This window comes from Rhodococcus sp. 1168 (assembly GCF_002091955.1).
In the GTDB taxonomy this organism is placed as follows: domain Bacteria; phylum Actinomycetota; class Actinomycetes; order Mycobacteriales; family Mycobacteriaceae; genus Rhodococcoides.
The window spans coordinates 42,805-58,375 of sequence record NZ_MKKY01000079.1 but is presented as its reverse complement, the minus strand read 5'-3'; the positions used below and the strand labels follow the sequence as shown (position 1 = coordinate 58,375).

General features: G+C 64.5%; 6 protein-coding genes and 1 pseudogene. 4 read left to right on the top strand and 3 right to left on the bottom strand.

Going from position 1 to position 15,571, the window contains the following annotated elements:
- Positions 1–20: 20 nt before the first annotated feature.
- On the bottom strand, positions 21–6,530 hold the full coding sequence (locus tag BJI47_RS17910; protein ID WP_088945010.1) for a type I polyketide synthase: 6,510 nt from the start codon (positions 6,528–6,530) through the stop codon (positions 21–23).
- Positions 6,527–10,474: a non-ribosomal peptide synthetase gene (locus BJI47_RS17905; protein ID WP_088945009.1), complete on the bottom strand. Its 3,948-nt coding sequence runs from the start codon at positions 10,472–10,474 to the stop codon at positions 6,527–6,529. Before BJI47_RS17905 ends, BJI47_RS17910 begins: the two co-directional genes overlap by 4 nt.
- Before the next feature lie 67 nt (positions 10,475–10,541).
- Between BJI47_RS17905 and BJI47_RS17900 the strand changes: the two genes are divergently transcribed.
- From BJI47_RS17900 to BJI47_RS17890, 3 genes are read left to right on the top strand one after another with little or no spacing between them, the layout of a single operon-like run.
- On the top strand, positions 10,542–11,753 hold the full coding sequence (locus BJI47_RS17900) for a class I SAM-dependent methyltransferase (RefSeq protein ID WP_176224946.1): 1,212 nt from the start codon (positions 10,542–10,544) through the stop codon (positions 11,751–11,753).
- Positions 11,754–11,755: 2 nt separating this feature from the next.
- Entirely contained in the window at positions 11,756–13,747 is a 1,992-nt protein-coding gene (locus BJI47_RS17895; protein ID WP_088945007.1) for a condensation domain-containing protein, read from the top strand.
- Positions 13,744–14,841, top strand: coding sequence for a saccharopine dehydrogenase NADP-binding domain-containing protein (locus tag BJI47_RS17890; RefSeq protein ID WP_088945006.1), 1,098 nt, complete (start codon positions 13,744–13,746; stop codon positions 14,839–14,841). Before BJI47_RS17895 ends, BJI47_RS17890 begins: the two co-directional genes overlap by 4 nt.
- 23 nt (positions 14,842–14,864) lie before the next feature.
- On the opposite strand, the pseudogene BJI47_RS17885 reads toward BJI47_RS17890, so the two are convergent.
- A pseudogene (locus BJI47_RS17885) lies at positions 14,865–15,086 on the bottom strand (lipase); the annotation flags it as partial.
- Positions 15,087–15,192: 106 nt separating this feature from the next.
- On the opposite strand from BJI47_RS17885, the gene BJI47_RS17880 reads away from it, so the two are divergent.
- Positions 15,193–15,531: a hypothetical protein gene (locus BJI47_RS17880; protein WP_088945005.1), complete on the top strand. Its 339-nt coding sequence runs from the start codon at positions 15,193–15,195 to the stop codon at positions 15,529–15,531.
- The last annotated feature ends 40 nt before the right edge of the window (positions 15,532–15,571 follow it).

The window sequence follows — 15,571 nt, the reverse complement described above, 5'->3', positions numbered from 1 at the left end:
ACTCTTTTCGGTTGATGACATCAGTGGCGGTCGAGGATTTTGGTGAGTGCGCGATCAAGATGGGCGAGGACAGCATCGAGGGCAGGGGCCCGGAGAATCGAGTAGTGATGGGCGTCGGCGTCGACCACGGTCAGTGGTCCGGTGAGATGACGTGACCAGCCGAGGTCCGCCGCGAATTCGGTTGGTGTGTCGTCGATGCCCATGCCGATCCCCGAATTTTTCGGCGCGAGTGCGGTGCAGCGAACGAGAACGGTCTCAGTGTTCGGGTCGCTGAGCAGACGAGGTTCGTGACGTGCGAGAGCACTGAGGTGGCGCCCGAACACCTCGCGCCGTGACGAACCGTCGTCGCGAGGACCGAGCAGTCGACGACTGCGGAGCTTCGCGGCGATCATGTTGTTTCTCTCGCAGACATCCAGGTCTGCGATCTCGCTCCACGCGGCCTCACCGATGTCGAGGTCGATGTCGAGGAACGCCTCCAGTGCACCCAGTTGGCGACGCGCGACCTCTGTGTCGCGTTGTGTGGTCGTGCCTTCGATGGCGGTGATGTAGGTCGGGTCGTTCGAGTCGAGCATGATGATCAGCGCCGTGTGCTCGCCGTCGTCGTAGAGTTGCCGTGCCATCTCCTGGGCCAATGTTCCGCCCATGGACCAGCCGCCGAGCAGCCAACCTCCCAGCGGCGTCGGATACCGACTCCGCAGTGCCGAGAGGTACTGCGCGGCAATCGCTTCGGTCGAATTCTGGCCGGGGGTGTCCCCGGTGAGCTGCGGATCGGTCAGCGCCACGACAGCGACGTCGGTCGCCAATCGCCGGGACAGCTCGGCGTAGCACAGTACGTCTCCGCCCGACGGATGAATCAGGAACAGTGTGGGCCCATCAGCCCCTCCCGAGGCCCTCGCGCCCCGCAACGGGACGAGAACGTCGGCGGGATCGACTGCTGGCAGATCGGTGGTATCACTCGAGTGTGTCCACGCCTCGTCGTTGTCGGCGAGGTGCGCGACCGTTTCGGTGTGCCGGGCCACGAGCTGATCCAGCTCGTCGTCAGCGAACAGCCCGTCCAGAACATCCCACTGCAAGCGCAGCTCCCCGTCCTGTTCGAGCACCTGATGATCGAGCCAGGTCTGTGGTGTCTGACCGACCGCGTGAACCTGCGTACCCACCCACTCGAGTGAGCCCGAGTCATCGACCATGTCGTGCACTCCGAGAGCCCCGGTGAAGACGACGGGAATAGAGCGCCGTTCCCCGGAGCGCGTCGACTGCTCGGCCAGAAGTTCCAGCGCCGAGTACTCGCGGTGATCGAGGTCTTCGAACATCCTGCGTTGCGTCGCCTGTGCCCGGTCCGCGAACGTCGAACCGGCATGTGCCTCGGATTCGTGCACGATCAGCGAGGTGAAGTCGCCGACCACCTTGTTGACGTCGGGGTGAACCGGCGGGCGGTCGAACAATGTCAGTACCACCGAAAAGTGTTCAGTCGTGGACCACGTTCGCAGTGCATCGGTATACATCGTGAGCAGGGCAGCTGTCGGCGTGATGCGGTGGCGTCGGCATTCGGTGACGAATCGACTCCACTGCTCGGGGCGCAGCGCTGTGGCCCGTCGTACGAACCGTGGACGTCGATCGAATCCCGCACGAATGGGCAGTTCGGGCGGGCCGGGAATCGAGTCCGCCCGGGTGAGCCAGTAACGCTCGGCCTCGACCCCTGCCCGTCCCTGCCGTCGTATCACCATCGCCGACGAGCACTGTGCCGGATGGAGATCGAGCGTCGGCAGCGGTAGATCGGGGTCGTCGTACAAGGTCTTCAGTTCCGATTCGACAATCCACCAGCTCGCAGCGTCACAGATCAGGACGTCGACGCCGATGAACAAGCGAACCCGGTTCGTTTCGACCGTGGCAGCGGCAATCTGCACGAGCGGCCAGCGATCGGGCGGACCAGGCTTCTCGGCAATCCGTTGCCGCATCGCCGCGAGGGAGCGCGCCTTGGTTTCAGCGTCTGCCGAGGTGAGATCGCGGGTTCGGATTCGGTATGGCGGAACCGAGTCGAGTGTCCGCAGGCGTCCGTCGGGTGTGGCAACACTACGCAGCAGCGGGTGACGTGCGATGACCGCGTCGAGCGCTCTGCCGTATCGCTCCAGATCCAATCCGACGCAGTCGTATTCGAGGTAGAAGTGGCACGGGACGTTACCCCACTCGTATCCGCCGTCGCGTCCGATCCAGTACGCATGTTGGACGCGGGTCATCTCGAATGTTGCGTCAGCTCCCAGAACGTCCGACAACGCGGGGACTGCGCTCTCCGCGTTTCGAGTTGCCGTGAATTCGCCTGCGACATCGACGCGTCCCGAGAACTCCGCCAGCGTCGCAGCTGTAAGTAGGTCCCGCAGACCGAGTTCGACGCCGAATCGTCGACGCACCGAATCGAGCATGCGGGTCCCCAGCAGTGAATGCCCGCCGAGTGCGAAGAAGTCAGCGTCGGCTTCCTCGACGGGAGTACCGAACAGCGCTGACCAGATTTCGGCCACACCCTGTTGAGTGTCGGTCAGGTCCGACAGATCCGAGTCGGCCGCCGTTCGCTTCCGGGGAACCGATGCTGTGCGGGAACGTGCGTCGAGATCGGATGTGCTGACCGCCACGACGGCCGGGCAGCGTCCGGTGCGAGCCAGGCCGAGGATGCGGTCGAAGGCGGCCAGTCCGGTGTCGGCGTCGAGGGCACCCGACATGGCGATGGCCGATCCCACATCCGATTGCCCGAGGTCGGGGCGCCACCCGTCCCACCCGATGCTGACCCACCGGGTGCGGTGACTCGACGTAGCCGCGGCGTACGCGTCCATTGCCATGTTCGCCGCGGCGTACGGGCCCATCCCGATACCGCCGAGCATTCCGGTGGCCGAGGACATGCACAGCACCACGACGGGTCGGCGGTCTTCGGTCAGTCCCGAGATGGCTCGGTGAATGTTTTGTGCCACGGTCAGTTTGGAATCGAGGTGAGCACGAGCGGCCTCCGATACTCCGGTAGTGAGCGTGATGGGAGCGACGCTGGCCGCTACCCCGGCTGCGTGGACGACGAGGCCGACCGGGCCGCCCTCTGCGTCGATCGATGCCATCACGTCGGCGAGGTCGGCGGCGTCCGTTGCATCGCTGACGATGTGACGGACGCCGCCGGAATCTGGGTCGGTGTGGGAGCGGTCTCGACGAGAGGTGACCACGACGTCGTATCCGAGCTCGGACAGGTGTCGGCTCAGAAGTCGACCGACCGCCCCTGATCCACCGACGATCAATGCCTGTGTTCCAGGTTGCACAGTGGCCTCGGGTGTTTCGACGGCGGGCCATGATGTCAGAGTGCTCGTCCACCGCGTACCCACACCCACGGTGACGTCCGAGGAGGGGAGGGTTGCCGGGCGTCCGAGCGCGTCGGTTACCTCGTGCACGACAACGTCGGCGCACTTCTGCGGATCGACGGCGATGTCGATACCCAGATCGGTTGCAGCCCAGCGCAGACCGGGGCATTCCTGGCCGAGAATCTGGGGCAATGCTCGCACCGCAGCGGCCACCGGGTCGATGGTGTCGCTGTGAGCGGTGGCTGTCCCGTTGTAGGTCACCGACATCCAGAGCGCACCGTCGATCAGTAGTGGAACGAGATGCGCGGCTGTCTCGGCGAACGTGGTCACGGCCTCCACCGCCTCGTCACCGTGTTCGCCGGCGTCGGCAATGGTGACGACACCGCTGACCTCGGTCGGGCTGCCGTCCGGTTCGAGGACGGTGACCTCCAACTGCTCGAACCGGCGACGCAGTGCTTCTGCGACAGGGTCTTTGCCGACGATCACCCACACCCCGCTCGGTGCGGTGACGGTGCCCGCGGGCGGTAGTTGCCGCCACAGCGGAAGCTGTAGCAGGTCGACGAATGCGGTGGTGGTCACCGCGTCGGTGTCTGCCGGTTCGATCCACAGATGTCTGCGATCGAATTGATAGCCGGGCGCCCGTACCGGCCGGCCGCTGCCACCGGACACTGCCGCGACATCGACGGGCACACCGACGGACCAGAGCCGACCGACGGCTGCGCGAACGGTAATGGACTCCGACTCATCGCGATTCATTGTCGATACGGTCGCTGCGGCGTTGCCGAATCCGTGAGCGCGGGCCAGACCCGTCAACGACGAACCAGGTCCGACCTCGACCACTGCCACATCGCCGCGCGCGGAGTTCACCGCTGCGGTGAGTGCCTGCGAGAACTGAACGGGACTCCGAAGCTGTCCGACCCAGTGCGAGGATTGCCGAAGGGTGGCGTCCTCGATGACATCGCCGGTGACCGTGCTGTATACCGAGCAGACACGGGAGGGAGAGGGCGGTTGCGCGAACGAGTGTACTGCCCGCTCGACGTCTCCCAGTGCAGCCTCGACGTGCCGGGAATGCATTGCCGCGGCCAGGTTCAGCATGCTGACATCGACACCGCGGCCCTTCAAAAGGTACTCAGCGGAACGCAATTCGCCATGTGCACCGGCGATGACGCAGGAGTTCGGCCCATTCACTGCGGCCAAGTCGAGTGCAGGTAGGTCGGTCAGTATGCTGCGGATTTCGTCCTCGGGGAGTGCGACGGACATCATCGCGCCGATACCCGCAGATCGCGCGGCAGCGGTGCACCGCGCGGCGACGAGTGTGCACGCGTCGGGCAGCGTCAATGCGCCGGTGAAAGCTGCGGCCGTGCATTCGCCGAGACTGTGGCCGAGTATCGCAGTCGGAGTCAGACCCCAGGATTGCAGCAGGCGAGCGGTTCCGAGGGAGATTGCGAACATGGCAGGCACGGCGAAGGCGACATCCCGGATCCGGTCGGAGGTGTCGTTGCGGTCGAAGATGTCGCGGACGTCGGCACCGATGTGCGGGACGAGTAGTTCGGCGACCTCGTCGACTACCGTGCGGAACACCGGCTCGTCGCGGTATAGATCTGCGCCCATGCCGCGGTAGTGTCCGCCTGCACCGGGAAAGGTGAAAATCAGTGAGGGCGCCTGTGTGCGCGCCGCGACTGGTTCGGAGAACGATGGACGTGCAAGCGGCTGCGCCGGGTCGAGCACGGCCGCGGTCCGGTGCTCGAGTTCGGCGCGGCCGACGGCGAGGGTGTGTGCGAGATCTACCGGCGATGTCAGCGGCGCGAAGTCTGCGATGGCATCGGCGGTGGCACGGACCCCACCGGTTGTGGCGCCTGATGAGATCAGCAGTACAGGCCGTTCGAATACCGTCGGCCGGGAGGACACGACCGGTGCGGGGCCGAGCACGACGTGGGCGTTGGTGCCGCCGATGCCGAACGAGCTGACTCCTGCCAGTGGGGGCGTGTTCCAGGGGCGGGTTTCGCGGAGCAGTTCGAACGGTGACTCCGGTAGCCGCAGGCCTTCCGCCGGCACATCGGAGCCGAGCGAGACGGGCAGGGTCCGGTGATGGATCGCGAGGACTGTCTTGGCGAAGGAGGCGATACCGGCGGCGGAATTGGTGTGTCCGATGTTGCCTTTCACCGAACCGAGACCGCACCAGGGCGGCCCGCCTCGGCCGAAGACCGTGCGCAACGCTGCGAGTTCGATCGGGTCGCCCAGCCTCGTCGCTGTTCCGTGCGCCTCGATCAATCCGATGTCCGACGGCACCGCATCGGCAGCGGCTAGCGCTTCCGCTACGACCCGGGCCTGACCTCGTACGGAGGGTGCCGTGAATCCGGCTTTGTCGGTACCGTCGTTGTTGACCGCGGATCCGTGCAGCACTGCAAGGATCGGGTCGCCGTCGGCAATCGCGTCGTCCAGTCTTCGCAGGACGACGGCGCCGGCGCCCTGGCTGTAGACGATGCCTGAACCGCGGGCCCCGAACGGAGCGATCTCGCCGTCCCGCGAGAACACTCCACCCTCGACGTGCAGGTATCCCCGTCCCTGGGGAACGATTGCCGACACCCCGCCCGCGAGCGCGGTATCGCACTCGCCCGACAGCAACGATTGCGTCGCAAGGTGTATGGCGACGAGGGATGTCGAACAGCTGGTCGAGACGGCTATCGCGGGTCCGGTCAGGCCGAGACGGTAGGCGATCTGCAGGGGCAGGTAGTCAGGTTGTGTCGCAATTGCCGTCTGCATACTTCCCAGTGGATCGTGCCCACCTCCCGTCGAATCCCATCGATCGGCCAAGTTGTGCGCCAGGTAGCCGCTCTGGGTGGATCCGACGAAGACGCCGACCGCGCCGGCACCACGACCGTGACCGTGTCCGCTGTCGTCGAGCGCGAGCCACGCACACTCCATCAACATGCGGTGTTGTGGATCGAGAGTCGACGCCTCGGCCTCGGTGAATCCCCATGCTGCCGAATCGAAGTGGGATTGCTCATCGATGATGCCGGCGACCGGTACGTAGTTGCGGTCGCGGACCAACGATGGCGATACGCCGCGGGCGAGAAGTTCCTCGGTGCTCAGCCGTGACAGCCCGCTGCGTCCTTCGCGAATCAGCGACCAGTACTGATCGACCGTCGCGGCGCCGGGAAAGCGCGTCGAGAGACCGACGACGGCAACATGACCGGTCATCGCGCGACCTCGGCTGCGTGCAGGCGAGCAGCGAGTCGGGCGTCGAAGCGGTCGACTGCGCCGGGTTTCGATGTGCGGGGCAGTCTGGATGCGTGTTCCAGAGGCGGTGTCGCTATTGGGCTGTAGGCGGGGGCCTTGCCGAGATCGGTAAGGAACGAGGTGAGCGAGTTGACGGTCGGGTTGGCGAACAGGTCGATCACCGTGAAGTCGTCGAAGGATGCGGCGGCACTCAATCGTCGGTGTGCGAGCACCAGGGTCAGCGAAGTTGCTCCCGCGTCGAAGAACGGTGTCGCCGGATCGATATCCTCGCCGAGGAGGTCGGTGAACACTCCGTTCACCAACTCCTCGATCTTCGAATCGACGTGTTTCCTCGGATTGTCGGAGTTCTCCCGTTCTGTCGAGTCCGCCGGGCCAACCGGTCCCGTCGCTGCCGATTCGAGGGCCCGAATGTGCAGCTCGAGTAAACCGTTCGTCGCATGCACCTCGTGCACGGCGACGGCATCGCCGAGGTGACGCACGGTGCGATCGGCCCACTGGATGGCAGCGTCGAGGGACTTGCGTGGCGACAGGGACCCTGCTGTCACCGTGAGGCGAAGCTCGAGACCGCGGGCGAGCGCGTCGGCGAGAACGTCGAGACTTGCGTCACCGGAAAGCGTTTCGATAGCTTGCGGCACGTCTTCGGCACTGAGGGTGGGGACTTGCGGGGCGGGTTCGCGTTTGAACGGATTCGGGAGGGCGTGGTGATCGACCTTGCCGTTCGGTGTGACTGGTAACGACGCCAGACGCACGAATCGGCTCGGAATCATGTACGGAGGAAGATGAACTTGTAGGGCCGCGACGAGATCGGTGTCGGCGGCAAGGTTTCCGGTTGCCGCGTCGACGACGAAACAGATCAGGCGTGGGCGGTCGTCGGGGCCGGGAACGGAGGAGGCGACTGCGGCACGGACTTCGGGGAGGCGCTCGAGGGTCGAGTCGATCTCACCCAGCTCGATTCGGTGTCCGGCGATCTTGACCTGGCGATCGACTCGACCGAGGAACTCGATAGCGCCGTCGGTACGCCACCGCCCGAGATCGCCGGTGTGATAGAGGCGTAGACCCGTAGCGGGGTGCATGACGAACCTCGCTGAGGTCTGTTCCGGGTTACCGATGTACCCCCGTGCGAGCCCGCCGCCGCCGATGTACAGCTCACCGGTCTGCCCGACCGCGCACGCCACACCGTCGTCGAGGATATGGAAGCTCTGTCCGCCGAGTGCACGCCCGTAGGGGATAGTCGTCCATTCCGGATCGACGTGGCCGATGGGGTGGAATATGGACCAGATCGAGGCCTCCGTTGCACCGCCGAGACTCACGATCGTGGCCTCGGGCGCGAGAGCACGCAGACGGTCCGGGAGTGTAGTCGGGATGTAGTCGCCGGAGAGGAAGACGAGTCTGAGCGAGGCAAAGGCGTGTCGCGCCCGCTCCGGTTCGATTTCGACGTACTCGACCAGCATTTCGAGCAGCGCCGGAGCCGTGTTCCACAGTGTGATGCGGTGACGTGACATCACGTCCATCCAATGCCCGGGGTCGCGCAGTCGTGTGCTGTCGGGCAGTACCAACGCGCCACCGGCCCCGAGCACCGAGAATATGTCGAACACCGACAGGTCGAAGCTGAAGGCGGAGAGCCCGAGCACCCGATCGTCTGCGGTGAGCGGGTAGCGCCCCATCAGGTCGTCGAGTGTGGTTCGTACCGCGCGATGTTCGACAGCCACGCCCTTGGGTTCACCGGTCGAGCCGGAGGTGAAGATGATGTACGCGAGATCGCCGGCGTCCGGGCGGCAAGGAGCGGTTTGCTGGAGGTCCGCGGAGCCGTCTGCATCGACCTTGCCGGCTGAGTCGAATGTTATGACTTCGACGTGGTCGGGCCACTGGCTGCGGTCGTTGTCGGCCGCTATCAGAGCGTGCGTGATGTCGGCCTGGCGGACGACGCTGGCGATGCGTTCCGCCGGCCAGTTCGGTTCGGCCGGAACGTAGGCGGCCCCGCTCGCCGCTATGCCGAGAACGGCGATGATCTGCGCCGGAGTTTTCTCGGAACTGACGGCGACAACGTCGCCGGGGCCAATTCCGCGCCCGGCCAGTGCCGCAGCGATATCTCCAGCACCGCGGTGGACCTGGTCCGCGGACAACTCGGTGCTGCCGCAGATGACGGCGGGTGTGGATCGGTCTGTGCGGGCGTCGAACGGATCGGTCAGCAGGGGGCCCGCAGCATCGAATGCGTTGGGTGTGACGGGTTCCGGAGAGAGGAAGGTGGGATCGTGGGTGAGGGCGTTGTCCGTCCAGGTGGAGTCGTCGTGGGCCAATCGCTGCAGTAGCCGCGCATGCGCACTTGCCATCGAGCGCACGAAGTCGGGATCGAGTGCTCCCTCGACGGCGTCCCACGCGATGAGCAGTCGGCCACCGTCCTCGCGCACGATGTGATCGAGCAATACCTGAGGTGTCTGCGAGACGCCGAACATCTCGGTGCCGAGCCATTCCGTGGGGGATTCGTCTCTGTTGGACAGTCCCAGTCCACTGGTGAAGACCACTGGATGAGTGGGCGTCAGCGATGCATCGGCGGTCAGTCGCCGCACTTCCATCCCGGATACGGTGCGGTGGTCCATATCGGACCAGAACCGGTGATTGACGGCGGCCGAGAATGTCTCGAAATCGCAGTGTTCGACCGGTTGAATCTCGACCAGTATCGTGGTCGTGAAGTCGCCGATCGAGTCGGTCGTGGCCTGCTTGTCGTCCGAGTGTTCGCGGTCGAAGAGAGTGGTGTTGAGAGCGAAATTCTCGGTGGCACCCCACTGTCGGAGTGTCATGGCGAAGCTTGCCAGCAGCACGGCAGTCGGTGTCAGTCCGCGCGATGCGCACGCACGTCGTAGCGAATCCCATTCCTGCGCAGTCAAATCAGCTGAACAGCGGGTGAACCGGGGGATGCCGAGGCTGTCGGGGGTGGCCAGCCAGGGCAGGTTCGGGCCGGCAGGGAGCTCGCGTGAACGCGCGCTCCAGTATTCGAGGTCGGCCGCGCGCCTGGACAGGTGGTCCGGATCGATGGTCTTGGCCCGGACGATGTCCAGAAACGTCGGGCCCAGCGGCTGGAAATCGTTCTGCCCGTTCACTCGAGCACCCCACTCTCGCATCAGCGTGATCCACCCGGCCATGTCGAGGGCGAGTATGTCGAAGCCGACGAAGAGGCGGGTGATGCCACCGGGGAGCAGGGCTACGCGAATGTCGTACAGCGGGCCAGTCTCGATTGGAAGGACGCGATGGGAGTTTTCTCGGCGGAGTTCGTTCAGTGCGACTGTGCATGCCTCCGGCGCTACCTGCGTCAGATCGGTGACATCGAAGCTGTACCTGGGGCAGGTATCGCGAACGACACCGCGCGCATCGGTGTTGACGACGAATCGCAGCATAGGGTGCCGTTGAACCACTGCGTTCCAGGCATTTTCGAGTGTGCGCAAATCTGCGTGGGTGTCTGCTGTCGCTCGGTCGTATTCGTGGTAGTAGTAGGTGGCAACGCCCCCGAGCGGAAAAGCCGGTTCCCGGCCGACGAGGTATGCCTGCTGAACCGGGCCGAGCTCGAATGAGTTGTCGGCCGGGTGCTCGTCGGCCTCCGATGTCGTCGGCGATGTGAGTGACGGTGCGGGGCCGGCTTCGTTTCTCTGCCTGCCGATGCGCTGGGCGATGCTCGATGCCGTTGCGGCACCGAGAAAATCGGTCAATTCGAGATCGACGCCGGTGTCTTCGAGCAATCTGCGGCGTAACCGCACTGCGGTGTAGGAGTCGATACCCAGCGCGGTGAGAATTGCCGTCGAGTCGATGGACTCGGGGGGCGTCTCCACGATGTCCCCGAGTGCGTCGAGAACGACGTCGATGGCGTCCTCGGCTCGGAAATCCGTGACGTCATTGTTCTCGGTCGACGGCATGAGTGGCGTCCCTTCGGCTGTGGGGGATGGCATGAAACGAGCGGTTCGTCTGTTACCTTAGATGATAATGAATATCGTTATCGACCCGGATCGGCAACTCGAGCTCGTAGCCGACGAGTACGGTCTCGCAGCGATCAGTGGATGGCCGGTCGCGAGCTGGGCCGACGACGTGGACGCGCTCGATCGTCTGGTGCTCGTCGGTCTCGCGGACGTGCTTGCGCGCAATACCGACATCGATGGAACACATGGCTGTGACAGACGAGTCCTCGTAGAACGGATGGCCACCTCCGCCGAACATCGCTGGGTCGTCGAACGCTGGCTCGAGGACCTCGCGGACGCCGGAATGGTGGACGTTGTCGATGACGACCGAGTCAGGTTGGTCGAACGACCCCGAAGGCAGGATCTGACGGCCGCGCGCGAACGTATGATCGATGCCTGTGTGCGAGTGGGTTATTCGACGTCGCTGCCCACGCTCTTGCTCGATTCGCTCCGTTATGCCGTCGACCTGTTGCGGGGCACAGTGAGCGTGCAATCGATTCTCTACCCCGATGGCGACGCGACCACAGCGCTCGAGGTCTACGGCACCAACGTCGTCAGCCGCTACCTCAATGCGGCCGCTGCGGCTGTGGTCGCCGATCTCGCGTGCACCCGAGCGGCACCACTGAGGATCCTCGAGCTGGGCGCAGGTGTGGGCGCTACGTCCGAACATATCCTGGGAGCGCTCGGGGGCGCACGCGTGGAGCGCTACGTCTTCACTGATCTGTCCCCGCACTTTCTACGCAGCGCGCGAACGCGATTCGCGCGCGAGCCGTGGGCGCACGCGATGACGTTCGTGACGGTGGACATCACCGAACCGATCGCCGACCAGGTTGGAGGCGGTGGTCCAGACGGCGTGAGCTACGACGTCGTCCTCGCGGCGACAATGGCGCACAACGCCGTCGACGTCGATGTCCTCCTGCGTGAAGTACACGATCTTCTCGCGCCGGGCGGGGTTGTCGTGCTGATCGAGACGGTCGTCGAGCATGCGCAATCTTTGACCACGATGCCCTTCGCGCTGTCGATGCCGGACGGGTCCGGGCCGCCGGAACGAACCGATATCCGTGCCGGGTCACATCGCACTTACCTCACCTCCGACGAGTGGACCGCTGCGATGACGTCCGCCGGGCTCCGGCCGTGCGTCGATCTACCCTGCGCAGGCGATCCACTCGAAGCGTTCTCGCAGCGACTACTTGTCGCAGTCCGGCCCGATCCCCTACAACCCCCGCGGAGGCGACAGTAAACATGAATGCCCAAGTAGTCGGCGTCCCAACATTATCGAGCACTGACGCCATCCGTCCAGTGCTCACGGAAATCTGGGTGGAACTGCTCGATCTGCAACCGGACGACATCGTCGGTGATGCCAGTTTCCTGCGACTCGGTGGTGACTCCGTGCTCACCGTCCGCATGTCCGCGCTGGTTCGCAAACGCCTCGACATAGTACTCGAGCTCTCCGACGTCCGAGTCGAAACCACACTCGATCAACTCGTAGAGCTCGTCGAACGGCGAAGTTCCAACGAACCGGCCCGTGCGTTGAACATCGAGATCTCGAGACGCGAGGATCCAGGCTCGACTTTTCCTCTGTTGCCGTTGCAGCAGGGGTACTTCGTCGGACAGCAGGACGGCTGGGAACTGTCCTACGAGTCCGCGCACTACTATCTCGACTACGCGCTCGACGGCATGGATAGCGACGAGGCCGAGGATGCACTGACCGACGCACTCGAACGTCTGGCACGCCACCAGCCGACGCTACGGGCCAGAGTGACGCCGGACGGTCGTCAGTACGTACTCGCGGAGTCGGATCCATCGGCTCTGCCTCAGGTGACGCTGCACGACCTGCGCGATCGCGGCGAACAGGAGATCGAAACGACGCTGGCGAAAGTGCGCCGCGACATGAGCGAGCACGGCCCCGACCCGATCACGGGCCCGGGCATCGACGTTCGTCTGACCCTGCTACCGGGTGGGCGCGGACGCCTTCACCTCGGAATGAGTCTGTTGACTTTCGACGGATGGTCGTCGGGCGCGATGAACCGTGACCTGCTGGCCTACGCAGCCGACTGGAACGCGACACTTGTTCCGCTGTCGATAGACTTCGGTGACTACGTGTCCTCGCTGTCGGGGCTGAGCCGTACCGAGGCCTGGCTCGCCGATCGCGAGTGGTGGTGGGATCGTCTCGACCACCTGCCTGCACCGCCTGCGCTTCCACTGATCGCCGACCCCAAGTCCGTCCGACCGGTCACGATGGGCAATCGCGAGGCGCGATTCTCGGCCGGCGAATGGGCGGCGTTGCGAGCGGAATGCACCGCACGTGACGTCACCGCCTCGACGGTCATGATCACCGCGTTCGGCACGGTTCTCGCACGCTGGTCCGGACACTCGCACCTGCTGCTGAATGCACTGCAACTCAACCGATTGCCCTTACATTCGGACGTGCATCGGGTCGTCGGTGCGTTCGCGGCCACAATGCTCATGCCGCTCGAACTCGATCCCAACGCAACCTTTGCCGAGTTGGCGGCGTCCGTGCAATCGGTGTCCAGCGAGTACACATCACACAACCTCGTCTCCGGTGTCGAAGCTGGTCGCGAGCTCGCCCGCCGTCGAGGGACTCGTCGTCCGCCGGCCCCGATCGTGTTCCAGAGCGTCCTCGGAGTGGATGCTGCGATGGGCGGAACGGCCTCCACGGACGCCGGACCCCTGGGGACGGTCGACATCGCGGACTATTTCCATCAGCTTCGCACTCCACAGGTCGCCCTCGAAGTCCGCTGCTTCGAACTCGGTGACGAAGTGGTGACCGTGTTCTCTCTGGTCGACGAGATCTTCGACGCGGCAGAGGTATCGGTGGCCTTCGAAGAGTTCGTTTCCACCATTCACGACCTCGCCGCAGGCAAAGGATGGGACATTGCCCCCGACCTTCCCCGCGCCGCCTATCCTGTCGCCGACGATCGGATGCGATTGGGTTTGCTTCCTGATCCTCCGGTCAACGAACATAGCGGTCCCCCGATCGACGACCTCGAATACACCGTGTGCGAGGTGTTCGAAGAGTTCCTCGATGTTCCGGTCCTCGATCGCGGGGGTCACTTCTTCGCCCTCGGCGGAGACTCGATGCTCGCCGTTCGCGTGGTGGCGTTGCTCTCGAAGCAAACCGGTGCAGCCATTGCCATCCGAGACTTCCTCGACGATCCGACAGTGGCGGGCACCGCGTCGGCAGTTCGGTTGCGGCTGGGGGTTGTTCAATGAGCAGCGGTAGCGTCCCGGTAATCGGACTGATCGGGGGATCCGGGACGGTGGGCCGTACCGCAGCGTTGCGAATATCCGCAGCCGGCCTAGGATCGCTGCGCATCGGCGGCCGAAACCTCGATGCGGCAATGGATGTCGCCGAAGAATGCGTGGGGCCCGCCGAGACGGTGCGGTTGAATTTGACCGACGGAGGCGATCTCGAAGAGTTCTGTTCGGGATGCAGTGTCGTCGTCAACTGCGCCGGTCCTTCGTACCTCGTACTCGATTCCGTTGCGCAGGCAGCATTTTCGGTCAGTGCAGACTACGTCGATGTCGGCGGCGATCTCCCGGCCGCCGATGCACTTCGAGCTGCGGCCATCTTTCCCGAGCGGACCGCAATCTTCTCGGCGGGGGCCATGCCGGGTTTGTCCGGCCTGTTGCCACGCTTGATCACCGCGGGCCGGCCGTTGCGACGGCTGGAAACCTACGTCGGCGGGGTGGCTCGGTTCACCCCGCTCTCGGCGGCCGACGGACTTCTGACTCGCGGCGATCGATTCGGCGAGGCGATGGCGTCGATGCAGGACGCTGCGATCGTATCCAACTCGGTGGCGCCTCTTCGCGACGTCCAGTTACCGGGATTCCCGATGCCGGTTCAGGCGTGGCCGTACCTGACGACCGAGGCGCAATCGTTGGGACATCTTCCGGGGATCGCGGAGGTGCGCGCGTACAACGTCTTCGCTTCCGACCGACTCACTCGGGTGATGACGCACGCGTGGGCACAACTGTCGGATTCTCCGGATCACGACGAGTTGGCTCCGTTCATTCCGTCGATCGTCGATGCCACAGTCGCGGACGAGGACGAGTTCGGGTCGTTCTACGTGATGCTGTTCACCGGTAGGCCTGCGCGTGGGTACGACCGCGGTATCACTCGGGTGGTTCTGCGCGCCGAAGATTCGTACGGTCTGAGCGGCTCGATGGTAGCTCTTGCCACAGAACGTATCGTGCGGGGAGAAGTCTCGTCCGGTGTTCATTTGGCGGCCGAGGCGATCGACCCGATCGACGCGGTGCACTGGCTCCGAGCGGATCCGTTGGTGCACGAGTTGGTGGTGCAGTAAGGCTTGCCGTCGACGCTCGGAGCTCAGAAGGTCGAGCCGGACAGTGGTGCCGCTCGATCGCAGGGGACCGGCTGCGGATTCTCGGGATCGAGGGCATTGAGCACGAAGTAGGCGGCTCGCCGGGATCCGGCGATGCCGGCGTGCTCGGTGTAGTCGACGTCGCATCCGTCTTGGACGAGGATGTTGTGAACGTTGTCGCCACCGGGCTGCAGGGCCGCGGAGTATGGGACGACGAGCTCGTCGTACAGAAATTTCTCAGGACGATTTTGCATGGGTCGAGGAGGACGACCGCTTCGATATGGGTTTGTGTTTCACGCTGGTGCATTCCGCTGACCCGGTGGCTGGGTGTAGGTGCTTGAGGAGTTCGCGATCAATGCGGTGTTGTCGCCGCTTCCGGAGCGGTTGTCGGACGCGTTCGGCACCAGTATCACTGTGCAGTGGGATGTGAATTTGTTGTCGACGTTCGTGTATGCCGTCGACGGCGGCATCGAGCGGCATTTCGAGTTGGGGCGGGTGGCGGACCCTTCGGATCGTTCGGCTCCCGAGGGCTATTTGGATGAAGAGGACGAAATCGATTGGGAGGAATGGATGTCGGGCGGTTTGTGCATGCAGGCGCGACTCGCGGGAGTGATTGCTCTGACGGCCGATCCGATCGAACCTCTGATCATCGAGACCTGCGGTGGGGCCTAGGTCGCGTAGCACCTCTTGTGCCACAGGAGAATAGTCCTCT